The sequence below is a fragment of the Nannocystis sp. RBIL2 genome (assembly GCF_026626745.1).
Taxonomy (GTDB): Bacteria; Myxococcota_A; Polyangia; order Nannocystales; family Nannocystaceae; genus Nannocystis.
Window position 1 is genome coordinate 2215001 of sequence record NZ_JAPNJW010000001.1, and the last position, 26297, is coordinate 2241297.

Annotated in this window: 11 protein-coding genes (1 of these 11 cut by a window edge); 7 read left to right on the forward strand and 4 right to left on the reverse strand. The window is 70.4% G+C overall.

The genetic code is table 11. The features are described 5' to 3' along the window. Positions 1–792, reverse strand: the 5' portion of a protein-coding gene (locus OV090_RS08690; protein WP_267703058.1) for a tetratricopeptide repeat protein. 72 nt of this gene lie to the left of the window's left edge; 792 of the gene's 864 nt are visible here — the first part of the coding sequence; the start codon lies at positions 790–792; its stop codon lies beyond the left edge, outside the window. Then, positions 793–1011, reverse strand: a complete 219-nt coding sequence (locus OV090_RS08695; protein ID WP_267703059.1) for a hypothetical protein — start codon at positions 1009–1011, stop codon at positions 793–795. It lies immediately after the preceding gene. Positions 1012–1023: 12 nt separating this feature from the next. Here OV090_RS08695 and OV090_RS08700 point away from each other — a divergent pair, with 12 nt between their 5' ends. Both OV090_RS08700 and OV090_RS08705 read left to right on the forward strand, forming a co-directional pair. Further along, positions 1024–1296 carry a hypothetical protein gene (locus OV090_RS08700; RefSeq protein ID WP_267703060.1) on the forward strand — a complete coding sequence of 91 codons (273 nt, stop codon included), beginning with the start codon at positions 1024–1026 and terminating at the stop codon, positions 1294–1296. Positions 1297–1988: 692 nt separating this feature from the next. Further along, complete coding sequence (locus OV090_RS08705) at positions 1989–4091, forward strand: serine/threonine-protein kinase (protein ID WP_267703061.1); 2103 nt, start codon at positions 1989–1991, stop codon at positions 4089–4091. A gap of 700 nt (positions 4092–4791) precedes the next feature. Here OV090_RS08705 and eutB read toward each other — a convergent pair. Together eutB and OV090_RS08715 are read right to left on the reverse strand one after the other, a co-directional pair. Then, entirely contained in the window at positions 4792–6945 is a 2154-nt protein-coding gene (gene eutB / locus OV090_RS08710; protein ID WP_267703062.1) for an ethanolamine ammonia-lyase subunit EutB, read from the reverse strand. Further along, positions 6942–8384: an ethanolamine ammonia-lyase reactivating factor EutA gene (locus OV090_RS08715; RefSeq protein ID WP_267703063.1), complete on the reverse strand. Its 1443-nt coding sequence runs from the start codon at positions 8382–8384 to the stop codon at positions 6942–6944. Before OV090_RS08715 ends, eutB begins: the two co-directional genes overlap by 4 nt. Positions 8385–9154: 770 nt before the next feature. On the opposite strand from OV090_RS08715, the gene OV090_RS08720 reads away from it, so the two are divergent. The 5 genes from OV090_RS08720 to OV090_RS08740 all read left to right on the forward strand — a co-directional run bounded on the left by OV090_RS08720 (position 9155) and on the right by OV090_RS08740 (position 26281). Then, positions 9155–10462 carry an FAD-binding oxidoreductase gene (locus OV090_RS08720; RefSeq protein WP_267703065.1) on the forward strand — a complete coding sequence of 436 codons (1308 nt, stop codon included), beginning with the start codon at positions 9155–9157 and terminating at the stop codon, positions 10460–10462. 1492 nt (positions 10463–11954) lie between these two features. Continuing rightward, the gene (locus OV090_RS08725; protein WP_267703067.1) at positions 11955–16847 is read left to right on the forward strand and encodes a type I polyketide synthase; all 4893 of its coding nucleotides are present in this window, start codon (positions 11955–11957) and stop codon (positions 16845–16847) included. Further along, a complete protein-coding gene (locus OV090_RS08730) occupies positions 16847–22198 on the forward strand; it encodes a non-ribosomal peptide synthetase (protein WP_267703069.1) in 5352 nt (1783 codons plus the stop codon). The genes OV090_RS08725 and OV090_RS08730 overlap by 1 nt, the downstream gene beginning before the upstream one ends. Further along, positions 22195–23511 carry an MFS transporter gene (locus OV090_RS08735; RefSeq protein WP_267703070.1) on the forward strand — a complete coding sequence of 439 codons (1317 nt, stop codon included), beginning with the start codon at positions 22195–22197 and terminating at the stop codon, positions 23509–23511. Before OV090_RS08730 ends, OV090_RS08735 begins: the two co-directional genes overlap by 4 nt. Further along, positions 23501–26281 carry a condensation domain-containing protein gene (locus OV090_RS08740; protein WP_267703071.1) on the forward strand — a complete coding sequence of 927 codons (2781 nt, stop codon included), beginning with the start codon at positions 23501–23503 and terminating at the stop codon, positions 26279–26281. The genes OV090_RS08735 and OV090_RS08740 overlap by 11 nt, the downstream gene beginning before the upstream one ends. The last annotated feature ends 16 nt before the right edge of the window (positions 26282–26297 follow it).

Sequence of the window (26297 nt, forward strand, 5' to 3'; positions counted from 1 at the left end):
CCGGCGAATCTCGAGCGCGCGGACCAACAGCGAACGCGCCGCATCCAGCTCCCCTGCCTCCACTCGCAGGGCCGCAAGGTGGCCGACGACGGTGGCCACGCCGAGATGGTCGGGACCGAGGGTCGCCTCGGCGAGGGCGAGGGCCCGCTCGAGCTCGTTCACAGCCGCCTCGCGGTCGCCACGGCGAGCCTGAACTAACCCCATGGCCGTGCGCAGGCGGACTTCCATCGGATCGCCGGTGTCGCGGCCGAGCGCGTTGAGCGCCAGAGCGCCCCAGCGCAGCGCTTCCTCGCAGCGACCCTGGCCGTAGCCGATCGTCACCACGAGCTCGGTCCGCGCCCGCACGAGCGTCGACAGGTTGTTGCCGCGCTCGGCCGTCAGCGCCGCCGCGAACAGCGTCGCCTCGGCTGCCGCGAAGTCGCCGGCATGGGACTGCAGCGAGCCGAGCAGCACCAGCGCCTCGGCGGTGGTGAACTCGTGGCCCAGCAGTTCGGCCTGGGTCGCCGCTTCGCGGGCCCGCGGCAGCGCCCGCTCGACTTCCCCTGCCTTCAGCAGCGCCGCGATCTCGTCGAGGCGGCTGCCCAGCGCCTGGACCTGGACCGCCACTGCCGGGTCGCTCGGCGCGATCTGCAGCGCCAGCTCGGGGCGCTCGCGGCAGACCGCCAGCGGCCGCAGCTTGACCGCGGCCTTGACCGCGTTGGCGAGCACGCCCTCGGCGTCCTCCGTGAACGCGACCACCAGCGCCCGCAGCTCGCCGAGGCCGCGGTCGAGGCACGCGAGCTCGAGGTGCATCTACTCCCTCGTACCTGTCCCTTCAGCCTCGTTCGCTGCGCAGCAGGCCGCCTCGCGCGCCTCGGCCCACTCCTCGGCGTAGGCGTCGAGGCGGGAGGCCACCTGCGACCACGCCTCGCCCGCCTCCGCCCGCCCAGTCGCCAGAAACGCCTGTCGCACCGCTGCCCGCCGGCCCTCCCCCCACACCGACGCGATCTCCGAGCCTGCGCCTGCGCACATGTCCTCTTGAACATGTTCCGAGCGCCAGGGCCCGACCAGACCCACGGCCAGCGCCGCTCCGGCGGCCCACAGCCCTGCCCGCCCGCGGCCGCGCCCGACACGCTCGAGCGCCGCAGCAAGGCGGCCATGTCGGGCCAGCGGCGGGCCGGGTCGACCTGCAGCCCGCGCAGCATGATTCGCCACAGCGCTGCCGGCACCCGCGCCCCCTCGGGCGGCGGCGCGATCTCGCTGGCCAGGGTCCGACTGCGCAGCTCCTCGGGAGAAGCGCCGACGAACGGCCGCTGACCGTGGAGCGCCTCCCACAAGGCGACGCAGAAGCTGAACTGGTCGCTGCGGGCGTCGACCTTCGCGCCCCGGTGCTGCTCGGGGGACATATAAGGAAGTGAGCCGACCAGCGCGCCGGTCACGGTCGAGCTGGCCCCGAGGACATGTCCTGAAGGCAAGGACATCCGCGGCTGCGCCGGCGAGGCCCGCGACGGCGTAGGCCAGGCCGAAGTCGGCGACGCGGGCGCGGCCGTCGTCGCCGACGAGCACGTTGTCGGGCTTGAAGTCACGGTGAATGAGCCCGGCCTGATGCGCGGCCCACAAGCCGCGGCCAGCCTGGGAGAACACCTCCACCTCTCGCCAGCGCCGCGGCACCTCGCCCAGCCACTGGGTCGAGGTGGTCCCGGCGACGAACTCCATGACCGAGTTCTGCGCGACCCTCGCAGACGACCCCCCAACCCCGGTTCCCGCGTTTTCTGGCTCGGAACGGTCGTCTGCGAGGGTTTCGCTTTGCCGCCATGAGCCGCCGCAAGCCGACACCCGGGCTGGAAACGGGTGTCGGTGGAAACGCGGCGGAAACGCCGCCACCCCGGCGTGGGCCAGGAAGGGCGGCCTCGCTCGCCGTCGCCGGGTCGTCGCGTAGTAGGCATGGTCTTGAGTCCTCGCGCTATGGGTGTCCAGACCGGGCCGAACATCACGACGTTGATGCTCGTGTGGGCGAACGACCGCTCGAGTTCCAGCGCCTGTTCGCTGAGGTCCGCGGGCGGCTCCTCGGCGAGCCGGCACCAGCGCTGCGACTCGGCCGCTACCTCGTGGGCGAGCGGATCGGAGCCGGCGGGATGGGCGTGGTCTACGCCGGCCTCGACCCGGAGCTCGGGCGCAAGGTGGCGATCAAGCTGGTCCGGCCCGACCGCGTCGGGGTCGGCAGCGCGGGCCGCGACCGCCTGCTGCGCGAGGCGCAGGCGATGGCGCAGATCTCCAGTCCACACGCAGTCACGGTCTATGAGGCAGGAACCTACGGCGAGCAGGTGTTCATTGTCATGGAGCTCGTGGCCGGGACCACGCTGACGCAGTGGCTCGGCGAGGGGCCCCGCCGCTGGCGCGAGGTGATCGAGGTGTTCATCCAGGCCGGCCGCGGGCTGCGGGCGGCCCACCAGGCCGGGCTCATCCACCGCGACTTCAAGCCGGACAACGTGCTCGTCGGCGATGATGGCCGCGCCCGGGTGGCCGACTTCGGCCTGGCCCACGCGGCGGCCGAGGCGGTCGCTTCCATGGCCCGCGGGACATTGTCGTCAGGACAGGTTCTCGGGGGCAGCTCGACCGCGACGGGCGCGCTGGTCGGCTCGCTGCCCTACATGTCGCCCGAGCAGCACCGCGGCACCGCGGTCGACGCCCGCTCCGATCAGTTCAGCTTCTGCGTCGCGCTGTGGGAGGCGCTGCACGGCCAGCGGCCATTCGTCGGCGCGACCGCGGAGGAGCTGCGCAGCCGCGCGCTGGCCGGGACGATAGCGCCGCCGCCGGAGGGCGCGCGCGTGCCGGCGGCGCTGCGGCGGATCCTCCTGCGCGGCCTGCAGGTCGAGCCAGCCCGCCGCTGGCCCGACATGGCGGCGCTGCTGGCGGCGCTCGAGCGGGCGAGCCGGCGCCGCGGGGCCGCGCTATGGGCAGTCGGCGCGGCGCTGGCGGCCGGGCTGGTCGGATGGGCCTGGCGCGCAGAACATGTCCAAGAAGACCTGTGTGCAGGAGCAGGTTCGGAGGCGGCCAAGATCTGGGGCGAGGGTCGGCGGGCGGCGGTACGCCAGGCGTTTCTGGCCACCGGCAAGCCCGAGGCCGTCGAGGCCTGGTCGCAGGTGGCGGCCCGCCTCGACGCCTACGCCGGCGAGTGGGTCGAGGCGCGCGAGGCGGCCTGCCGGGCGGCCAACGACGCCGAAAGGACAGGTCCCAAAGAACAGGCGCACCTCGAGCTGGCCTGCCTCGACCGCAGCCTCGGCGAGCTGCGGGCGCTGGTGGTCGCGTTCACCGAGGACGCCGAGGGCGTGCTCGGCAACGCGGTCAAGGCGGCGGTCCGGCTGCGACCTCTGGCGACCTGCCGCGAGCGGCCCGAGCTGGCGCTGCAAATCGCACCGAGCGACCCGGCGGTGGCCGTGCAGGTGCAGGCGCTCGCCGGCCGCCTCGACGAGATCGCCGCGCTGCTCAAGGCTGGCGAGGTCGCGCGCGCACTGCCCCGCGCCCGCGAGGCGGCGACCCAGGCCGAGTTGCTCGGCCACGACTTCACGACCGCCGAGGCGCTGGTGCTGCTCGGCTCGTTGCAGTCGCAAGCCGGCGAGTTCGCTACCGCCGAGGCGACGCTGTTCTCGGCGGCGCTGACGGCCGAGCGCGGCAACAACCCGTCCGCACTGGTGCGGGCGCGGACCGAGCTGGTGGTGGCGATCGGCTACGGCCAGGGCCGCACTGACGAGGCGCTGCGCTGGGGCGCGCTGGCCCTCAACGCGCTCGGCCGCGACACCGGCGACCCGATCGAGGTCCGCCTGCGCACGGCCCTCGGCCTGGTCCACGCCCGCCGCGGCGACCGCGAGGCGGCGAGCTGCGAGCTCGAGCGAGCGCTGGCGTTGGCGGAGGCGACCCTCGGTCCCGATCACCTCGGCGTGGCCACGGTGGTCGGCCACTTGGCGGCTTTGCGCGCCGAGGCCGGCGAGCTGCCCGCGGCGCGCTCGCTGCTGGTGCGCGCGCTCGAGATCCGCCGCCGTACGCTCGGCGCGTCGCATCCGGACACGGCGCAGACGCAGGCCCGCCTCGACGCGCTGGCGTCGGGCCCATAACAGAGCTCGACGAGTCCCGGGCTTCGCAGGCCGAGGCCCACCACTTGGCTCCCTGCCGCATCAGCTTCCTGCCGTCGGCCGCCGGCCACGGTGCGCGCGGCCTGGTATTGCCATTTCGAGCCAGCACACATTGGCACGACTTTGGTTGCTGCCGCATCGGCTTTCTGCCGGGCGTAAAGCGCCCGGACAACTCCGCGAAACGGCGGAGGCGACGCGTTCGCCGGCTGGTGGTCGGCCTGCTGCGGACGATCCCGGCCCTGCACGACGCGGCATCGCGCGAACATCCTCTGCGACGCGTGGCGCCGGCCCAGCTTCGACTTCCACCCCGCCAGCGTCCCCGGATGGATCCCACCTTCGCCGCGTACTCCGCTCGGCTCGCAGGAGAAGGCCGCACAGGAGCAGGCTCCGACAACTCGCCAGTACGCCGCGGATCGTCTCGGCCCAGCGGCTCGGCTCGAGCTTGTACCCGACGGCGTCGCCCGAGTCGGGCAGCAGGCGCAGTTGCTCGACGCCATGGTTGTGAAGCTCTGGCCGTCGGTGGCGGTTGCGGCGTCCAAATCACCGCAGGAGACGAGCACAGGAGCGTCGACGGTGAGCGTCCGGCGAGGTGAAGATAAGGGCAGGCGAAGGATCGAGGTAAAGATAGGGCGCCCAGGGTACACCGGCGCCCGGCCGGAGGGGGACCGCGACTGGGGAGAATTCAGGGGTCGACGAGCGACTCGAGTCGGTTGCCCGCGGCGCGGTGCTCGAGGATCTGGCGCACCTTCTCGACGAGAACGGCGCCGGCCTCGAGCGGCGGCAGCCCGCCCTCGTGGATGTTCGAGATCACTGTGTATTCGTGGCGCGGGCCGGGCTCTCCGTCTTCGCGGCGATAGAGCAGGTATGCGGATAGACTGCACGAGGCGAGCGCGTCGCCGCCGGGGCGCTCGCCGATGAGGTGAATCACCACCCGGGCGCCGAGCCGCTCGGCGACCGGCTCGGCGAGCTTCACCCGACCATAACGTGCGAGCAGGGGCACGCCGACCGGCATCGCGCAGGCGGCGAGGCCATCGATTAAAATCGGCAGCAGCGCGGGCAGGTTATGGTGCACGGCCTCGGCGCTGAGCCCGTCCGAGATCAGGATCTGCACCGTGGCCGGCTCGGTTTCTAGCGCGGCCAGGCTGGCGGCGGACAGGCGTGCGCCGAGCGAAGGATCGCCGAGGTGGGCGTCTTTACTCGATGCGGCGGTGTGCAATGACCGTAGCGGCGTGATCGCCTGGAGTTGGTCCTCGCCGAGCTCGCAGGCGACGGCCTCCCGCGCCGCGGCCTGATGCAGCCGCACGACGCGGCTCACCTCGTCGGCGGGCCGGGGCCCGGCGGTGGCGAAGCCATGGACCGCAGGCGTGGCTTTGATCAGCTCCGCGAGCTCGGCGTCGGAGTCGCAGAAGCGCCGCACATCGCCCCAGCGCGGGCCACGAACGATCGCGCCGTGCTCGTCGCGTGCGAAGATGTGCATCGCCAGCGCCCATGCGAGCAGCTCGGCGCCGGGCAGCTTGCCGTGGATCTCGCGCAGGGTCTGATCGTCGTGGCCGCTGGTGTCGAAGTAGGCGAGCATTCGGTCGGTGCCGAGACAGACGTCCATGTAATAGTTGGCGCCGGCCGCGGTGAGCAGCTGGGTGGCGATCTGCTGGCCCTCGATCGAAATCTTCGAGTGCAGGGTATAACAGGGCGCCATGCCCATCGGCAGGCCGAGCAGCTTGCCCATGAAGTGGTCCTGGAGGTTGGAGACGATCATCTCGAAGTTATCGAGGTGGGTCTCCGGGCCGATGAAGCCGGTGACGTTGTTGACCATGAAGGGGTCCCAGCGCCGGCAGAGGCCGTAGCAGAGGGCCTCGGTGGTGGTCATGTCGATGCCCTCGTGCTTGCCGTACGTGAGCTCGCTGCCCTGACCGGTCTCGAAGTACATGAATTGCTCGGCCTCGCCCTTCAGAGCGCCCCTCTCGGCCATCGTGCGATAGGCCCGATCGAGCAGGTCGACGCTGACGTCGAATTCGTCGCGCAGGGTCGTCTCGGTGCCGGCGAGGCTCTGGAAAAGGACCTCCACCGGGGCGCCGCGCTCGAGGCAGGCGAGCTGGGTCTTGACGTGGGCGAGCACGCAGATCTGCGTGGGTGCGCCGGTCTTGCGGCGCAGCCGGTCGAGGTGGTGGAGCAATGCGCTGACGTTCTCGACGGTGTCGATGGCCGGGTTGATGCCCAGCAATGCATCACCGGCGCCGATGGAGAGGCCCCAGTATACGAGTAGCGTGACGCCCCGCAGGTCGTCGGTCGGGTGATTGGGCTGGAGGCGCGACGAGAGAGTGCCGGGCGCGCCGAGGCGGGTGCGGGCTCTGGTCGGGCAGGAGATGCGACTGGCGAGCAATACCAGCTCGTGCACGTCGCACAGCTTGCAGAGGGCGGCCGCCATCACCCCCGTGAGGCCGGCGCCGATGCGCAGGAGCTCGCGGCCGTTGGCGCGCAGCAGGCGATTCTTCAGCTCGCCCAGGGTGAGGTCGGCGATCTCGGCGAACACCTCGAGGTCGATGTCGTAGTTGACGCGCATCACCTCGTCGATCTGCCCCGCCGCGGTGGTCAGGGGTCGATCGAAAAGGTGCTGGAGGGTGAGCGAGGCGAGCGTGCAGCGGGCCGCCTCACGCTCGCGCTCGGTCGCGGCGGCGAGGCCCGCGTGACGCTCGCCAGCCTTGCTGTGGTCGGCGGCGCCGAGCAGGCGCTTGAGACCCCGGAATGCGACCTGCTCGCCAAATACGTCGATGGTATAAAGTTCGTCCGGCCGGGGCGCGGGCGCCGGGATCTCGGACAGGGGTCTCAGGTCCTTCATGATGCCTCCTCTGCCTGGCCCATCCCGTGGAACGAGACTGGCACGACCTGCTCGACCATGCGGCCGATCTGTACGAAGCGGGCGGTTTTTGGGGCGAGCTCGTCGAGCACGATCAAGGTGACGGGCAGGCGCCCCCAGCCGGTGATGTAGGCGCCGAGCGCCTTGCCCACATTGTCGGGTACGAGCAATACCAGCGGGAGCGAGGCCGGAAAATCGAGGTCTTGCAGAGCCTGGCCGATGCGGCCGCCGAGCGCCTTCACGGCCCCGGGTGCGCGTCCAGCGAGCGAGACGGTGAGGCAGCCTCCGCGCGCGCTGCGACGCACGAGCGCGAGGGCGGCGTGGATCTGCTCGTCGGTGGATGTGGCGGAGATTCGGCCGAAGATAGCCAGGTCGGAGAGGGGGAGCAGCTCGGGTTGCGGCAAATAGAGCGTCGAGCCGGACAGGCGCGTCAGGCTTCGCAACAGGCCATACGAGGTCGCGCGGCCTCCGCCCTCGGGCACGAGCAGGCGCGCGGAGAGCACGGGCGAGGCCAGGATCCTCGCGGCCAGGTCGATGCCCAGGTCGCCGAACGTGGTGGTCGCCGGTGAGGCATGACCCTGGAGGCGTTGATATACCAGCTCGCCCACGCCCCCTGAGAGGCTCAGCCAGGGCGGCGCCAGATCCGGGGCCGGAGCCGGGGCCAGATGAAAGGGTATATCGACGTGAGACCGGCCGAGCTCGCTTTGAAACGGGGCCTCACGCCCGGTGACGGCGGCCTCCAGGAGCTCGATATAAAACGCGAGCACCGCCGCGACCTGCTCCGGGGCGAGCCTATCACCCGGGCGCGCGGAGATCCCGAGCCCGGCGAGCAGGCGGAGCGCGTGCCCGGATAGCGCCGTGATGCGATAGCTGCCGGGCTCCACCTCGATGTGCCGCGCGCCGACGAAGAGACAGCCGACCTGCAGCACCTCGCCGTCGACGCCCAGGGCGAGGTTGCTCGTGCCGCCGCCGATGTCGAGGTTCAATAACGGCACGCCGGGACGGGCGCGCGAGAGGGCGGCGGCGCTGCCCATGAACGCCAAGAATGCCTCGAGGCCGGGGTCGTCGGCGGTGGCGATCACGGCGCCGCCGATGCGGGCGCGGATCAGCGCGGCGAGATCGGCGGCGTTGCTCCGACGCGCGCACAGGCCCGTGATGATCGCGCCGCCGCCGGCGATGTCTTCGGGGCGAGCCGAGGCGGCCGCGAGCCAGCCGTCGAGCAGCGTCCGGATGCGCGCGTCGTCGATACGATCGCCGATGAACGGGGTAAAGACGATGTCCGAACGATAGGGAGCGCCGAGCTCTTGGATCTCCGGGCGGCCGCTGAGCGGATCGCTGCGGTAGCGGGCCTCGACGATGAGGGCCTTCGAGGTGGTGGTGCCGAAATCGAGGCCGATGAGCTTGACGGGGGGCGTGACCAATATCGTCGCACGACTTCACCGGCGCGCCCACCGGTGCGGGCGGGGACATCGCCGGGAGCGCCGTGATGGACCGTCTTGAGGGGTCCCAGGGCAGCGGCTCGACGCGTAGCTCGAACGGGTAGGTGTCGGGGGTCCGGGTCTCCGGGTCGTAGCCGGCCGCGGTCATCGGCCGCGCGGTGACGACGATGGTGTCGCCGAGCTCGAGCGCGGCCTGGCCCCCGGCGAGGATGAGCGGGGCGCCGTCCTCGTCGGCCTGCAGGCCATCGACGGTCTGCACGACCTCGCCTCGGTGGCCCCGCTGCACGCCGGCGTGGTCGCGCGAAGAATGCGGCGCCGATGTGCCCGACACACCGGCCCCCGAGCAGCAGCTCGCGCTTGGGTTCGCCGGCGCGGGCTTCACGAGCGTGAAGTCGGACGACGTTCCGGAGACTCCGTCCTGGCCGCGTCGCATCGGTTGGGCCAAGCTTCTCGCCCGCGTGTTTGGGATTGACATCACCATCTACCGAGAGTGTGGCGGGCGGGTGCGCGTGTTCGAAGTCGCCATTGGCCCCGACGCGGTCACCCGCGCCCTCCGTGGGGCCCGCGCTCCGCCTCGCCCGCCGCCTCCCGGACAGGTCCTCGACCCTCCCGTACCCAGCCGCCCGGCCGAATCCCCGCTTCGAACTTCTTAGGCGCGCTCTCGCCGTCGCCAGATTTCTCCACCAGCGGGCCCTCGCGGCCGACCTTCCCATCACCATCTCCGACTTCTTTCACGGTTGGAGTAGACCAGCATGTTCACCCACAGAAATCTCACCGGCCGCGTCGTCTACCCCGGCGACCCCGACTACGCCGCCGCGCGGCGCGACTACAACCTGCGCATCGGCGTCCGCCCCAGCGCCATCGTATTCGCTCAGCAGCCTCTCGACGTGCAGAGCGCCGTCGCGTGGGCGCGAGCGAACGGCGTCCCCCCCGCCATGCGCAGCGGCAGGCACAGCTACGAGGGCTTCTCGCTGGTCGAGAACGGCATCGTCATCGATGTCAGCAGCCTCGACAGCGTCGAGTACGACGACGCCACCGGGCTGGCGAAGATCGGCGCCGGTGCCCAGCTGCTCCCCATCTACGAGGCCCTCGCTCACCGCAACGTCACCATCCCCGGCGGTTCCTGCCCGACCGTCGGCATCGCCGGTCTGACCCTCGGCGGAGGCTTCGGCCTGCTCGGGCGCTCCCGCGGTTTGACCTGCGACAGCCTGGTCGAGGTGGAGATGGTCGACGCGAAGGGCGGCATCGTGCTCGCCAGCGAGACCCGGAACTCCGAGCTGTTCTGGGCGCTGCGCGGCGGCGGCGGCGGGAACTTCGGAGTCGTCACCTCGTTCACGTTCCGGGCCGCACCCATCGGACCCGTCGCCATTTATCGGATCCAGTGGCCATGGGAGCAGATTCAGGCGGTGACCGCGGCGTGGCAAGCCTGGGCGCCGGGCACCGACAGACGCCTGGTCAGCATCCTACAGAATTACGTCGAGCAGAAGGGGATGATCGCGTCGCTCGGGCAATACGTCGGCGACAAGGGCGCCCTCCTGTCGATCCTCGAACCGCTGCTCGCCGTCGGTACGCCGCAATTGATGCTCGAAGAGCTCCCCTACATCGAAGCTGTCCGCCGGTTCGGCGGCGTGAAGCCCGACCGGAATATGTGGCGAGTGCACATCCATCAGGCCGGTCAGCCGTTCAAGAACACCTCGGGGTACATCCTCAAACCGATCCCGGCCGAAGGCCTGTCGATGATGACCCACTGGCTCACGACTTCACCCGTCACGGACGTCACGCGATGGCCTCGCTGCAGTACCAGGTCTACTGGACCACCCCCAGCCAGGCCCAAACCTCCATGGCCTGGGTCGAGGGCTTTCGCCGGGCCATGCTGCCGTGGCAGACGGGAGGCGCCTACCTCAATTACTGCGACACCGACATCGAGGACTGGCCGCAGGCGTACTACGGCGAGAACTTCCCTCGCCTGGTCAAAGTCAAGCGCCAGTGGGACCCGGAGAACTTGTTCCACTTCGCGCAGAGCATCCCGGTGTAAGCGCCCATGGCGACCTCGACGTTGATCCCACGCTGGCCGCCTGCGTGCAGCGTTCGCTCGTCGGCCTGCACCTCGCTCCCGCGACCGAATTCGGGGCTCCGCCCGCGGCACGTAGGTGGCCCGGGACGGCCCTGCGACCCGCCTGGACGTGTCCCCGCCCCTCCGCCCAGCGTGACGACTGCAGGGGATCGCCAGCCGGGACGATTACCCGAAATCGTCCGGGTTTAGGGGCAGATTTGTGGCAACCAGAGGCACCCAGAGGCAAACCGTGGCAAGTCGCCCTCCCCGCCAAAGCCCCTCCGGGTGGAGATCCGCGGCATTTGGGTAGCGGAGGGGCTTTCGGCGAGGATGGGTCAGAACTTGTTCCACCGGTCGCAGCCGACTTTGCCGCTGTGCTTGGCCCGCAGCGGCGTCGCATCCCCCGCCGACAGATCGAAGCCCAGCATTAGCCCGGAGATCACCGCCAAGAAATTCCTACTTTCGACATTCCTGCGGGACTGCCCCTATCACGATGGCCGAAATACGCAGTTCATCCAGGCACTCACCGAGCGATCGATCTCTCGATTGGAGGCACACAAAGTGCAGGCGTCCCATAAAATCCCATCAGGCAGATAAGCCCCGGACAGCAGGGGTTTGTCGGTTCGTTGCACTTCTGATATTGCGGCGTACAAGCCCTGTCACCGCCCTCTGCTGATTCTGCTGAACGTTCGGCGCTGCCGGGCTCGCCGGCGACTTCAGGTTCAGACTCGCCTTTCGGGCTGCGATCTGCGACTGAGCCCGCGGTTTCGCCCTCTCCTTCCGCGTCTCTTTCGAGCTCGCCCGGGGCATGAATCAACATCATCACAGCGGGTACCATCGTTTGAATCATGGAATTTTCCCCTGCTTTCAGCTTGGAACAGGACCTTAAAACGCGCAAGCTGGCGACTGCACTTGGACCCCGGCGACACACCCATTCTCCGGCGACAGGATCAGGAATAACCGCAGCATCGCACCAGCCGACGGGCCGACTTTGGCATGAGGCGCCCTGACCGCTTCTGCGGTCGCTCCACGAGGCGGGCGGCAGTCTCCGGGCTTCAGCGAGAGCCGCGCCGCCAGGGCGAGTGCCATGGCACCTCACTATCGGACAAACGAACGATGATCCAAAACTAACGACAAAATTATTTGCTGCGCCAAACGCACCAGACACTACGTACAGCGATTTTTTCAACCGGATGACCCGAGATGCTAAACAGGATGCAAGGGCGAGCGACAGTTTGTGAGCGAGCGACAGGTCCCACGGATCCGCCTATCGTGCAGACCGCTGGACCTTCACGAACGAGGCTCGACCCATACGCCGGGAGTTCGAATGAAACATCGCCGAGGCCGGGCGATTGCGGGGCGAACTGCCGCGCCAGCGCGGCCTTGATGTCGTCGTTCCGCCGCCCAGCGCCGGGCAAGAGCTCGTGCTCGACCTGGCCGAGGCCGTTCACGACTGATTCAGCGACGGGCCGAATCGATGCCGAGGAAACGGGTTCTCCATGAGGCAACCGCGCTCCCTGTTCGAAGCCTTCGACCATCACCTGCAAACGAAACCGGACCACCTCTTGTACCGGTATCTCGTCCATGGCGAGCCGAGCGGGGAGACGGAGGAGTGGAGCTTCGCGGACCTCTATACCCGCAGTGCCGGCGTCGCCGAGTTCCTGTGCGAGAAGAGCTTGCAGGACAGGCGCGTCCTTCTTCTCTACCCACCCGGCCTCGACTACATAGCGACGTTCTTCGGCTGCCTCATGGCCCGAGCCGTGGCCATCCCGGCCTATCCGCCGGATCCCTCGCCCCGGAAGCCCTGCCTGCGCCGATTGCTGGCCATCGCCGAAGCCGCGCGTATCGACGCGGTCGTGACCGCCTCGGCGATCGCGGCGGCAGCCCAGTCGGTCGTGCAGGGCACATCGCTCGGCCGGGTGCCCTGGCTATGCACCGACAACCTGCGCGCGCCGCCGAGTCGGGCGGACTGGCTGTCGGTCGCCGATCGTGAGGAAGGGGCGCTCGCCTATCTCCAGTTCACGTCGGGCTCCACCTCGGATCCCCGAGGCGTGATGGTCACCCACGGAAACATCGTCCACAACTCCGAGCTCATTCGCATCAAAGTCGGCCACAACGCCGACAGCCGCGGGATGCTCTGGCTGCCGCCTTACCACGACATGGGTCTCATCGTCGGCATCATCCACCCGCTCCACGTCGGGTTCGAGATGACCTTGATGTCGCCGCTCGACTTTCTCAAGCGCCCGACCCGCTGGATCGAGGCGGTCTCCCGGTTTCGCGCCACGACCAGCGGAGGCCCGGACTTCGCCTTCGCCCTGTGCGCTCGCCGCTTCCACCCCGGATCGGAGGCGATCGATCTGAGCTCGTGGCGTGTCGCCTTCAGCGGCGCCGAGCCGATCCATCCGCAGACGCTCGATCGCTTCACCGCGGTGTTCGGCCCCCACGGCTTCGATGGGCGCGCGTTCTGGCCCTGTTACGGCCTCGCCGAGGCGACGCTCATCGCTACCGGCGGCGATCCGACGGCCTGGCCGGCCCGCGTCCGCGCCGACTGTCACGAGCTCGCGCGCGGTCGCTTCGCACCGGCGAAGGACGACGCGTCGGCCCACGAGCTCGTGTCGTGCGGGACTCCGGCAGCCGACCAGCGGCTGGAGATCGTCGATCCGGACCGCTGCATCCGGCTCGGTCCCGGCGTGGTGGGCGAGATCTGGCTGTCGGGCCCGAGTGTCTCTCCGGGCTACTGCAACCAGCCGGACGCGACCGAGGCCACGTTTTCGGCCAGGCTCGCGGATGAGCCGGAGGCTGGCCCCTTTGCGCGCACCGGAGACCTCGGCTTCGTCGTCGCGGGCGAGCTCTACGTGACCGGGCGGCGCAAGGACCTCATCATCGTGCGCGGCCGCAACCTTTACCCGCAGGACATCGAGTACACCGTCACCGCGGCTCATCCGGCCATTCGCCCCGGCTGCGTGGCCGCCTTTGCCGCCTCGTCCGGTGGCGCCGACGGCGTGGCCATCGCTGCCGAGGTGCAGGACGAAGCCCGCGAGGATCTGGCTGCCGTGACTGCGGCGATTCGCGGCGCCGTCGCTGCCGCCCATGATGTGGCCGTCGCCGAGGTGGCCCTCCTGCCCCCGCGCGCCATGCCCAAGACGTCGAGCGGCAAGCTGACTCGCGGGGCCTGCCGCGACGGCGTCGCCGATGGGTCCATCGAAACGCTGGCCCACTGGAGGGCGGATGACGCGGTGCACGATGCGAGAGGCTGGCCCGTGGAGAGCCCCCCGCCCATCGAATCGGCCGCTCGACTGCGAACATGGCTGTGCCAGGCGCTGAGCCGGCGCACCAAGCTGCCGGCGGGCGACATCGACACGCGGCGCCCGCTCGTGGAGTACGGGCTCGACTCGCAGACCAGCGTGGAACTCGCCGGTGAGCTGGAAGCGGCGCTGGGCCGCCGCGTACCAGCGACCCTCGTGTGGGACCACCCCACGATCGACGCCATCTGCACGCACCTGAGCCGCACCGAGACGGCGGCACACTCCGCCGCCGCAGTCCCCGCGCCGTCGCTGGGACGGCAGCCGATCGCCATCGTGTCCATCGGCTGTCGCTTCCCCGGAGGGATCGATGGGCCCCAATCCTACTGGCAGCTCCTGTGCGACGGTCGCAACCCCATCGGCGGCGTGCCGAAGAGCCGCTGGGATCGCGAGCACGCCGGCGCCCACGCCCCGGTCGCCAGCCACTTCGGCGGTTTCATCGACGACGTCGACCAGTTCGACGCCTCCTTCTTTGCGATCTCGCCGCGCGAGGCCGAATCGCTCGACCCGCAACAGAGGCTCTTGCTCGAGGTCTCGTGGGAGGCGCTGGAGCGGGCCGGCCTCGCCACCCGGGACCTCGCTGGCAGCCCGACCGGCGTCTTCATCGGCATCAGCAGCAACGACTATTACCGGCGACAGGAGCGAGCCGGCGCGCTCGATCCGCGCTATGCAATCACCGGCAACACGACGAGCATTGCCGCCGGCCGGATCTCCCACGCCCTCGGGCTCGTCGGCCCGACCCTCGTCGTCGACACCGCGTGCTCCTCGTCGCTCGTGGCCGTCCATTTGGCCTGCCAGAGCCTGCGTGCGGGGGAATGCGACCAGGCGCTGGCCGGGGGCGTCAATCTCATCCTGTCGCCCGAAGGACACCTGTACCTCGGCGCCATGCATGCGATATCGCCGACCGGCCGATGTGCCGCGTTCGATGCCAGCGCCGACGGGTACGTGCGCAGCGAAGGGTGCGCCGTCGTGTTGCTCAAGCGACTCGACGACGCCCGGCGCGCCGGAGATCCGGTCGTCGCAGTCATTCGAGACAGCGCGATCAACCACGACGGCAGTACGAACGGGCTCACTGCGCCCAGCGGCCCCGCGCAGGAGGCGGTCATCCGCAAGGCGCTCGCCGGCGCAGGCGTCCGTCCGGACCAGGTCGGCTACGTCGAGGCTCACGGGACGGGCACTGCCCTCGGCGATCCGATCGAGGTCGAGGCTCTCGCGGCCGTGTTCGGCCCCGGCCGACCGGTCGACCGGCCCCTGCGCATCGGCTCGGCCAAGAGCAACATCGGCCACACCGAGGCCGCGGCCGGGGTCGCCGGCCTCATCAAGGCCGCGCTGGCCCTCGAGGCCGCGCGCCTGCCCGCGAACCTGCACTTCCATACGCCGAACCCGCACCTCCCCTGGGCCGAGTCGCCGATCGCCGTCGTGAACCAGAGCCTCCCTTGGCCGGCCGGCGACGCGCCGCGATTCGCCGGAGTGAGCTCCTTCGGCATGAGTGGCACCAACGCCCATGTCGTCCTCGAAGAGGCGCCGCGAAGCGACCCGCGGGGCGACGACCGGACCGAGGGAACACCGCAGATCTTCCCGCTCGCCGCTCACAACGGCGAGGCTCTCCTGGCGCGCATCGGACAGCTCGAGCACCACCTCGACGACCACTCGAAGGACCGCGCCTGGGCCGACCTCGCATTCACCGTGGCCACATCCGGCAGCCACTTGCCGTATCGCGCCGCCGTCGTGGCCGGGACCGGCGATGAACTCCGCGCAGGGCTCGCCGCAATCACGAGATCACGCGGACGGCGCGGCTCGAGCAAGAAACTCGCGTTTCTCTTCACCGGCCAGGGCGCGCAGCGCCCGGGCATGGGGCGCGACCTGGCCGAGCGCTGGCCCGTCTTCGCCGATACTCTCCGCCGCTGCGACGAGCTCTTCTCGGCCACCTCGGGGCTGCCCAAGGGCCTCCGCGAGGTGATGTGGTGTTCGTCCGACGCCCCCGGCGCAGAGCTGCTCGATCGGACCGAATACACCCAGCCGGCGCTGTTCGCCTTCGAGTACTCCCTCGCTCGCCTGTGGTGCTCGCTCGGCGTCGTCCCCGATCTGGTCATCGGCCACAGCGTCGGCGAGTTCGCTGCCGCCTGCGCCGCGGGCGTCATGGGGCTCGAAGACGCCTTCGAGTTGGTCACGGCGCGAGGCCGGGGCATGGGGCAGCTGCCGCCCGGCGGCGCGATGTACAGCCTCGACGCCGGCGAGGACGAGGTCAGGAACGCCCTGCGCCGATGGCCCGAGACAGCGATCGCGGCGGTCAACGGACCGCGGCAGGTCGTCGTCGCGGGCCGCGAAGACAGCATCACCGGCCTGGTGCAGGAGCTCGCGGCGGCGGGGCGAACGGCGGTCCGCCTGCCCGTGTCCCACGCATTTCACTCGCCCTTGATGGAGCCGATGGTGGAGGAGTTCGCCCGGCGCGCCCGCGCGATCCGCTATCGAGTCCCGGAGGCCACGTTCATCAGCACGGTCACCGGGGCGGTCGCCTCCCGCGAGCTCGCCGGCGCCGACTACTGGATCGAGCACGTCCGCGCACCGGTACGGTTTCTTCAGGCGATGGCGGCAGTCGACGACGAGGTCGACATCCTGGTCGAACTCGGGCCCCAACCCAACCTGCTGTCCCTGGCCCATCGCGCCCTCCCGCCCGCGGACCGCTGCTTCCAACCCTGCGCACGGCGTGGGTGCGGCGAGGACCGGGCCCTGCTCGCGGCGGTGGCTGCGCTCCACGAGCGCGGAGTCGACGTCGACTGGCGGTCGCTGTTCGAGCGAACGCGCCGCCGCGTCGCCTTTCCCGGTTACCCCTGGCAACACCGCCGCTACTGGATCGACGCTCCCGAGCCCGCCGCGCCGGTGCTCGCTCCGGCCGCCCGGGTCGCGTCGCCCCCGTCGGCGCACGGCGATGAGCACGCACCGCTGGCGGGCCGCCAGCAGATGTCCGCCCGCGCGCTGAGGATCACGCTTGAGCAGCTCGACCTGATGCGCGAACAGCTGCGGCTGATTCAGGCGAGCGCCGGCCGCCCCGAGTCATCGACCTCTCGCATCCCGAAGGATTCCAACTGATGCCGCACCGACACTCACGCCCCGACGGCGACCAGACCAGGGCCGCCGGCAAGCCCGCGGTCGCGGCCGCGCTGGCGGACGTCCTGGCGAGACAGCTGCAAATGCCCGCGGCCGAGCTCGACCCGGCGCGCTCGTTCCTCGAGCTCGGCGCCGACTCGATCGTCTTCATCGAGGTGGCGCACTGGATTGATAGTCGCTACGGCGTGCAGGTGGCCCCGCACCAGCTCTTCGAGGAGCTCACCCACCTGGACGCGCTGGCCGAATTCGTCACTCGCCATACGGTCGAGGACGCTCGCGGGCGAGATGCGGTCGTGTCCGCCGAATGGCACCGAGGCCCCGGGGACCAGGCCGAGGCCGAGAATGATCGTGTCGAATCCGACGACCGTCTCTCCGCCCGCCTGCAGCCGGTCGACGAGGCACTCCCGGCGGGTGCGGAGTTGCCACCCGACTCGATCGAACGGCTCATACGCGGGCAGCTCGAGCTGATGTCCAGGCAGCTTCGTCTGCTCGGTGTGGACCCACCTGCGAACCAGCCGGCCGTGATCGATCCGGCCGCCGGACGGCCCTCGAGCGCCGCGCCGGTCCCGCCCCCTTCTCACAAAGACCGAGACGAGGCGCCTCTCTCCCGGCCACCGCCGGCGGGACGGGTCGGGCCCGAGCCGCTCGGCGAATCGCAAAAGCGTTACATCCTCGACTTCACCGCCAGGTACACCGCACGCACCCGGGCATCGAAGGCACACGCACAGCGCTACCGGAGCGTCCTCGCCGACCGTCGGGCGGCCGTGGGATTTGCGCGCCACACGAAAGAGCTCCTCTATCCGATCGTCGGCGCCTCGGCCAAGGGCTCGCGGCTGTGGGACGTGGACGGAAACGAGTACATCGACGTCTCGATGGGCTTCGGCGTCCACTTCTTCGGCCATCGACCCGCCTTCGTCGCCGCCGCCCTGAACCGTCAGCTCGACCAGGGCGTGCAGCTCGGACCGCAATGCGCGCTCGCCGGTGAACTGGCCGAGGCGCTGTGCAAATTCACCGGCATGGAGCGCGTCGTCTTCTGCAACTCGGGGACCGAAGCGGTGATGACCGCGCTTCGCCTGGCGCGAGCGGCCACCGGTCGCTACACCATCGCGCTGTTCAAGGGCGCTTACCACGGCCATTCCGATGGGACGCTGGCGCTCGGACGGCGAATCGATGGTCGCCTGCGATCGCTGCCGATGGCGCTCGGCGTGTTGCAGGCCGCGGTCGACGACGTGCTGGTCCTGGAATACGGAGATCCAAGCGCGCTCGAAGCGCTCCGAGCGCACGGCCCCCGGCTGGCCGCAGTCCTGGTCGAGCCGGTCCAGAGCCGCCGCCCGGAGCTTCAGCCCGGGGATTTCCTCCGTGAGCTCCGCGCTCTCACTCACCAGCTCGGCGCGGCGCTGATCTTCGACGAGGTCATCACCGGGTTCCGGCTCCACCCGCGAGGCGCCCAGGGCTACTTCGGCGTCGAGGCCGACCTCGCCACCTACGGAAAGCTTCTTGGCGGCGGCATGCCGATCGGGGTCGTGGCCGGCCGGCGCGCCTACCTGGACCGGATCGACGGGGGTTCGTGGAGCTTCGGCGACGACAGCTACCCGCCGGTCGAGCCGACGTTCTTCGCCGGCACCTTCTCGAAGCACCCCCTGGCCGTCGCCGCGGCCCTGGCAGTCCTGCACGCGCTGGAAGCCGAAGGGCCGGCGCTGTACCAGGCGCTCGACGCCCGCGCCGGCAGCTTGACGAGCGGCCTGAACGAGCTGTTTCGAGCCGAGGGCGCGCCGCTCTCGGCGGTCCGCTGTGGTTCGATCTTCCGCCTCGCGCGGAGCGAGGAGCCGAGCGAGACCTCGTACTTCTACGAGCCGCTCGAGCTGCGGCTCTTCTATCACCACATGATCGCCAAGGGGATCTATTTCTGGGAGGGTCGCACCGGCTTTCTGTCCACCGCCCACACGGACGAGGACGTGGAGCGGGTGATCGCGGCGGCGCGCGAGTCGATCGCCGAGCTCCGTCAGGGCGGCTTCCTGGTCGTGCCCGGCGCTCTGCAAGCGACGCCGGCCACCTGTCCCGCACCACCGGAGCCGGCACCGCTGTCGTGGGCGCAGGAGGGGGTCTGGCTGCAGTCCCAGCTCGAGAGCGGGACTGGTACCTTCAACATGCCGGGCGCGGTTCGGCTACGCGGCCGGCTCGATGTCCCACGCCTCGAGCGCGCGTTGCATGCGATCGTTCGACGACACGATATCTTGCGGGCTCGATTCGAGGTAGAGGACGGTCGACCTCGGCAGCGCATCACGCCGCTCCCCGAGTTCCGATTTGCGCTCGACACCCGCGACTGGCAGGATCGGTCGGCCGAGGACCAGGAGCGCGCGCTAGCGACTCTGGTCGATCAGGAAGCGCGCCGCCCGTTCGACCTCGAGCGCGGCCCACTCCTCCGCGTCACCCTGATCGTCATGGGGCGCAGCGAATGGGTGCTGTTCGCCACGCTGCACCACCTGGTCGGCGACGCCTGGTCGTTGAGGCTGTTCGTCCGCGAGCTGTCGGCCCTGTATCAGGCCGAGGGCGACGGAAATCCGTGCCCCTTGCCCGCGCTCCCCCTGCAGTACGCCGATTATGCGCGAGAGCAGCGCGCCAGGGTGGGCGAAGAGGGGTTCGCCGCCCAGCTCCTCTACTGGAAGGAGCAGCTCCGCGACGCGCCGGCAGCCCTGTCGTTGCCGACCGACCGGCCTCGTCACGCGGCCGCGACCGCTCGCAGCGTCACCCACACGCACGCGCTCGATGCGGAGCTCGTGGACGCCCTACGCGCCCTCGCCCGGGCGTCCCACGTGACGCTTCATATGACCTTGCTCGCGATCTTCGCGCTGCACCTCGGCCGATACGGTGGCCAGGAAGATCTGCTGATCGGCGGACCGGTGGTGACTCGGCCTCGCGCGGAGCTCCGTTCCGTGATCGGTCTCTTCCTCCACACTCTCGTGTTTCGCGTGAGACTCGAGCGAAAGCGCCGGTTCACGGACCTGCTGCGCCAGGTGCAACAGGTCACCGTGGGCGCCTATGCCCATCAGGACGTGCCCTTGGAGGAGATCGTCAAAGCGGTCCAGCCGGAGCGCACGCCCGAGCGCCACCCGCTCTTCCAGGTCTGGTTCAACGTGGACCTCGACGCAGAGACCACTGCATTCCGCCTGCAGGAGCTCGAGGTCGAGCCGCTCGCGGAGCAGGCCGACACCCCGACCCGGTTGGATCTCAGCCTGCTCGTGCAGAAGCGGGGCCAGGGGCTCGTCCTCAAGTGGATCTACAACGAGGCGCTGTTCGACCGGTCGACGATCGAGCAGCTGGGCGACCAGTTCGAGCACCTGCTGAGGCAGGTGGTGGCGCAGCCAGAGCATACGCTCTCCCACTATTCGCTGGTGACGCCCCGAGCCGCCGCGCAGCTGCCGGACCCGCGGGCGGCGCTGGCCAAACCCGAGTACCCCCGGGTCACGGCGTCGCTCTCTCGCCTGGCCGAGACGTGTCCGCAGCAGCCCGCCATCCGGCAGGGAGAGCGGTCCTGGAGCTACGGAGAGCTCTGCCGCGCCTCGAACATCATCGCCGACCGACTCGCGCGATTCGGCCAGCCGGGCGACGTCGTCGCCATCACCGGCGCTCCCAGCTTCGGCCTCGTCGCCGGCATCGTCGGGATCCTCCTCTCCGGTCGCGTCCTCCTGACCGTGGACCCCGACCTGCCCGAGCGCCGGCGGACGCTGATGTTGCGAGAGGCCAGGACGCGACGGCTCATCCGGATCGGTCCGAGCGAGCCGTCGAGTCCGGGCGAGCCGCTCACGACCTGGGAGGTCGATCGAGAGAGCGGAGCCTGGGTGTCTCCGCTCGCGACTTCCGGCCTCTCCTGCGCGTCGGCCGATCCGTCGAGCGAGCCGACGGATGCCGCGTACATCTTCTACACCTCCGGCTCGACCGGCACGCCGAAGGGAGTTCTCGGCACACACGACGGTCTGGCGCACTTCGTCGACTGGCAGCGTCGGACCTTCGACGTCGGGCCGCAGGACCGAGTGGCGCTGGCCACTCGGCTCTCGTTCGACGCGGTGCTGCGCGACCTCTTTCTGCCTCTGACCAGCGGGGCGACCCTGTGCCTCCCGGAAGCGGACGACCTCCTCGCCCCGTCGTCCGCGCGCGAGTGGCTCCGCCGCCAGCGCATCACCCTCCTGCATACCGTTCCGAGCCTCGGCCGGCACTGGGTCGCGCAGGCCGGGCCGGATGACACCCTGCCGGACCTGCGCCTGGTCTTCTTCGCGGGAGAGCCGCTCCACGCCGAATTGGTCCGCCGGTGGCAGGACCTCGCGCCGTCGGTCGAAATCATCAACCTCTATGGCCCGACCGAGACCACCATGGTCAAGTGCTATTATCGCGTGCCGGACGAGCCGCGGCCCGGGGTTCAACCGGCAGGGCTGCCCCTGCCACACACCCAGGCCCTGGTGCTCGGCCCGGACCAGCAGCCATGCGGGATCGGGGAGGTCGGCGAAATCGTCCTGCGCACGCCTTATCGCACGCGCGGTTACCTCGATGCCCCCGAGGAGCAACAGAAGCGCTTCGTTGCCAATCCATTCCGCTCGGAGGAAGACGACATTCTGTACTGCACCGGGGATCGCGGGCGCTATCGGACCGACGGCGACCTGGAGATCCTCGGCCGCGCCGATCGCCAGATCAAACTACGCGGTGTCCGCATCGAGCTCGGCGAGCTCGAGAGCGTGCTGGCTGCCCACCCGGCGATCGGTCAGGCCTCGGTGCAGGTCGCGGGCAAGGGCGATGAGGACCCCGCCAGACGGCTCCTCGCCTTCCTCGTCGTGCAGCCTTCCGCACTAGCAGGGCCGGCCGTCACCCGGGCGGATGTGATGACATATTTGCGGCAGCACTTGCCCGAGTCGATGCTACCCGCTCGCATCCACTTCACCGAGCGGCTCCCGCTCCTGCCAAATGGGAAGGTGGACGCGGCCGCGCTGCTCGCCATGGACGCGGAGGCGAGCGACCGTCCCGCCGCGCTCGCTCCGGAGACGCCGACCCAGACGCTGGTCGCCGAGTACATGCGGGACCTCCTCGGAGTCACGGTTATCGGGGCTCACGACAACTTCTTCGAGCTCGGCGGCCACTCTCTGCTCGCCGCCCAGTTGGTCGCGCGACTGCGCCGGGCCCTGAGCGTGGACCTGCACCTCCGCTCGTTGTTCGAGACGCCCACTGTCGCCGGCCTGAGCGCGCGCATCGACGCCGACACCCGTGCCCGCGAGCGCGCCCTGGCGCTCGTCCTCACCCGACAGGCCGGCGGCAGCGCCGGCGGCATCGAGACGGTCGAGCTATGAGCCTCCTCGAGATCGGAGCGGAGGCTCCGCTCCGCACCTCGGCGCACTTCTGGGCCCTCTGGGGCGGCCAGCTGGTGTCCCTGGTCGGTTCGGGGACCACCTCCTTCGCTCTCGGCGTGTGGGTCTTCCAGCGCACCGGTTCCACCGTGCAGCTCGCGCTCGTCGCTCTGTGTGCGGCGCTGCCTGGTCTCCTGCTCTCTCCCGTCGCCGGGACCCTGATCGATCGGTGGAACCTGCGCTCCGCGATGCTGCTCAGCGACGGCGCCGCCGCCCTGGTCACCGTCGTGGTCGCCATCCTGCTCCTGACCGATCGCCTCGCGCCGTGGCACCTCTACGTCACGACCGCGGTCAGCTCGGCGTTCACCGCGTTCCACTGGCCGGCCTATGTCGCGGCCACCTCGCGGCTCGTGCCGGCGAAGCACTGGGGCCGGCTCAGCGGGGCGGTGCAGGCGACCGAATCGTCGGCGCAGCTGATCGCACCGGCCCTCGGCGGCCTCCTCCTCGCTTCCGTCGGCTTGTCGGGCGTCGTCCTCCTCGACCTCGCCACGTTCGTCGTCGCCCTGACCGCCCTCCTCGCCACGCGCGTGCCCTCCGTCCCGCGCCCTTGCCCCGGTGCGCTCGACACCCCTTCGTTGTGGCGGGAGACCGCCGAGGGCTGGGCGTATATCACCTCGCGTCCGGGCCTGGTCGGCCTCGTCGCCCTGTCCTGCGTCATGAGCCTCGGCGTCGGCTTCCTCGAGATCCTCAGCGCCCCCATCGTGCTCTCGTTCGCGTCGCCGGCGGCGCTGGGCACTGTGCGCTCTTTCGCCGGCGGCGGGATGCTCCTCGGCAGCCTCGCCATGAGCATCTGGGGCGGGCCGAAGAATCGAATCGCCGGCATCGTCGTGGCCCAGGCGGCGCTGGGGATGCACGTAGCGCTCATGGGCCTCCACACGGCCGTGTGGTTCCTGGCCGCGGCCGGGTTCGTGGCGCTCTTCACCATCCCGGTCATCAACGGCTGCACCCAAACCATCTGGCAGACCAAGGTCTCGGCGCATCTCCACGGTCGCGTGTTCGCGCTGCGCCGCCTGGCCATCCTCTCGCGGCCGGCCGGCTACTTCTTGGCCGGTTTCCTCGCCGAACGCGTCTTCGAGCCGCTCATGACCCGCACCGACGTCGCGCCCGCGATCGGGTCCGTCATCGGAACCGGGCCCGGCCGCGGCAGCGCGCTGCTCCTGCTCCTGGTCGGAGCGTTCACGGTCGCAGCGACGCTGGCCGCCGCTCGCTACCGGCCCCTTCGCTGCATTCAGGAGGAGCTTCCCGATGCCTGCTGACCACCTGTTGCCTGTCCCCTTCGCGCACGAGCTTGGCACGGCGCTCCCCCAGGCTCCGCTGGATTCCGAGCTGCGCGCCCTGCTCGCCGACCTCGCCGCCCGCGGCGCCGTCTTGTCCGCTTCGGACGGGCGGCTCCGCTGCGAAGCACCCGCCGGCGCCCTCGATGCGGCCCTGCGCGCCCAACTGGTCGGGCGCAAGGACGAGATCCTGGGCTACCTGCGCGCGAGCGAAGGCAACGCCCCCGCCGTGATTCGAGCCCAGCCTGCCGCCCGACACCTGCCCGCCTCCCTGTCCTGGTCGCAGGAGCGCTTCTGGGTGCTCGACCAGTGGGAAGGCGCCGACGCTGCCACCTACCACATCACGGATGCTGTTCACCTGCGCGGACCGCTCTGCGTCGACGCCCTTCGGCGTGCACTCGACGACCTGGCCGGTCGCCACGACATCCTGCGCACCGTGCTCCGCGTCGAGGACGGCGTGCCGATGCAGGTCGCACGACCGCATCTGCCCCTGCCCTTCTCCGTGGGCGACCTCGAGGAGGTCTCGTCGGATCGGCGGTTGCACGAGGCACGCAGGCGCGCCGCGAAGGATCGCGCGACGCCCTTCGACCTCGAGCGCGGCCCGCTGGCGCGGGTCCTCCTCCAGCGGCTCGCGGCCGACGAGCATGTCTTGTCGCTCACGATGCACCACCTCATCGCCGACGGCTGGTCCTTGGGCGTCTTCCTGGCCGAGCTGTCGACACTCTACCGCGCGTACGAACGGAACACCGCGCCGCGGCTGCCGCCCCTGCCCCTTCAATACCGGGACTACGCCCTCTGGCAGCGCGAACAGGCGACCGGCGAGCAGTTGGTGCTTCAGCGCGACTACTGGAGGGACACTCTGCGCGGCTCGCCGCCCCGGATCGAGCTGCCCCTCGACCGACCCCGGCCACTCCAGTCCACACACCGATCCGCCACGCACCAGGTCAGGTTGCCCGGCTCGCTCCACCGTGCGCTCTGCAGCCTGGCGAACGAGACCGGCACCACCCTCTTCGCCGTGGTCGCCGCCTGCCTCCAGGCGGTGCTCGGCCGCTGGACCGGACAGCGCGACCTGGTCATCGGCACCGTCGTCGCCGGGCGGCACCTCCTGGAACTCGAGCCCTTGCTCGGCTGTTTCGTGAACTTTCTGCCGCTGCGCGGACAGCTCGTCCCCGGCGACACGCTCGCGCGTCTGATCCGAGCCACCGCCAGGACGGCGCTCGATGCCTATGCCCACCAGGATCTCCCGTTCGAGGAGATCGTGCGCGCGGTGAATCCTCCGCGGATCGCCCACACCAACCCGCTCTACAACGTCGGGCTCATCCTGCACAACTACCCCGCCCGCGTCGCCCTGAGCGACCGGCTCACGCTCACTCACCTGCCCATCGATCCCTGCTTCGCCCCGCTCGACCTGAACTTCATGGCCTGGGACGCGCGCGACGCCGCCGGCGGCCTGGTCTTCACGTGCCACTACGACGCCGCTCTCTTCCACGAGGACACGATCGCGTCGGTGGTCGAGACGCTGACCGCCACGTTGCGCATCGCGGTCGATCATCCCGACACTCCCGTGGACGCCGTGCCGAGGGTCGCCGCAGGTGCGGCCGAGCTCACGCGCCAGCCGAGCGAACCGGCGGCCGTGCTCCGGCCGGCGGCCTCTGGCGCGGTTCGCCTCGAGCTCGCCCAGCTGTGGCTGCGCGTCCTCGGGCTGCGCGAGCTCAACATGGACGACAGCTTCTGGGACGTCGGCGGCACCTCCCTCTTGGCGGTCCGCCTGATGGCGGAGATCCGCCGTCAGTTCGCCGTCGATCTCCCGCTGGTGACCATCACCGAGAACCCGACGGTGAACCTGCTCGCGCGCGCGCTGCAGCCGACCCGCGCCCCGCTGCCGGCGTCGCCGCTCGTACGGCTACAGGAGCAGGGCGCGGGCATCCCGCTCTTCGCGGTCCCGGGCGGAGCGATGGACGCGATCGAGTTCACCCATCTGGTCCGTCATCTCGGCCTTGAGCGCCCCTTCTACGCCTTCCAACCGGTGGGGCTCGACGGCCGGCAGCCGCCGCACACCTCGGTGGAGGAGATGGCGCGCTCGTACATCGAGGCGCTGCGGGCCGTCCGTCCCGACGGCCCGTACTTCCTCGCCGGTCACTCCTTCGGCGGAAGGGTGGCGTTCGAGATGGCCCAGCGCCTCGTGGCGTCCGGCGAAGAGGTGCCGCTCCTGGCGATCTTCGACGGCGACGCTCCGGTGGGCACGGGCGCACGCCTGGCCGGTAACGACGACGCCTGGCGCCTGCGCAACCTGACCAGCATCCTCGAGCGTTTCTTCGGCCGCGCGGTCGACATCGGCCCGGAGGTCTTCCAGCGACCCGTGGACGAACAGCTCCGCGTCCTCGCCGAGAGCCTGCGCGCCGCCGGCATCTTCGCGGAGGGAGACGACGAGAGCCGCCTACGCAACTTCCTCGAGGTCAGCCGCGCCACCACACGAGCGAGCGACGCCTATCGACCGGCGGGAGGGGCGGCCCTCGCCATCGTGCTGTTCCGCGCCGAAGAGGAGATCGAACGCAGCCGGCGCGGCCAGGGCATCAGCCAGTTTCACGGCGACGACCAGCTCGGCTGGGACGCGCTCGCGCGGGGCCCTGTCCAGGTCGAGGTCGTCCCCGGCGACCACGTGACCCTCATGGCGCCGCCGCAGGTCGCAACCCTGAGCGAGCGCCTCTCCCGACATCTGCGTGCGGCGGATCGCCACCTCGGCGTCGCCTAGTCGCATGGGGTCTTCG

Coding starts and splice junctions, on each gene's coding strand:
- OV090_RS08695 (WP_267703059.1), bottom strand. CDS start 1,011: ATGTGCGCAGGCGCAGGCTCGGAGATCGCGTCGGTGTGGGGGGAGGGC.
- OV090_RS08700 (WP_267703060.1), top strand. CDS start 1,024: ATGTTCCGAGCGCCAGGGCCCGACCAGACCCACGGCCAGCGCCGCTCC.
- eutB (WP_267703062.1), bottom strand. CDS start 6,945: ATGAAGGACCTGAGACCCCTGTCCGAGATCCCGGCGCCCGCGCCCCGG.
- OV090_RS08720 (WP_267703065.1), top strand. CDS start 9,155: ATGTTCACCCACAGAAATCTCACCGGCCGCGTCGTCTACCCCGGCGAC.
- OV090_RS08725 (WP_267703067.1), top strand. CDS start 11,955: ATGAGGCAACCGCGCTCCCTGTTCGAAGCCTTCGACCATCACCTGCAA.
- OV090_RS08730 (WP_267703069.1), top strand. CDS start 16,847: ATGCCGCACCGACACTCACGCCCCGACGGCGACCAGACCAGGGCCGCC.
- OV090_RS08735 (WP_267703070.1), top strand. CDS start 22,195: ATGAGCCTCCTCGAGATCGGAGCGGAGGCTCCGCTCCGCACCTCGGCG.
- OV090_RS08740 (WP_267703071.1), top strand. CDS start 23,501: ATGCCTGCTGACCACCTGTTGCCTGTCCCCTTCGCGCACGAGCTTGGC.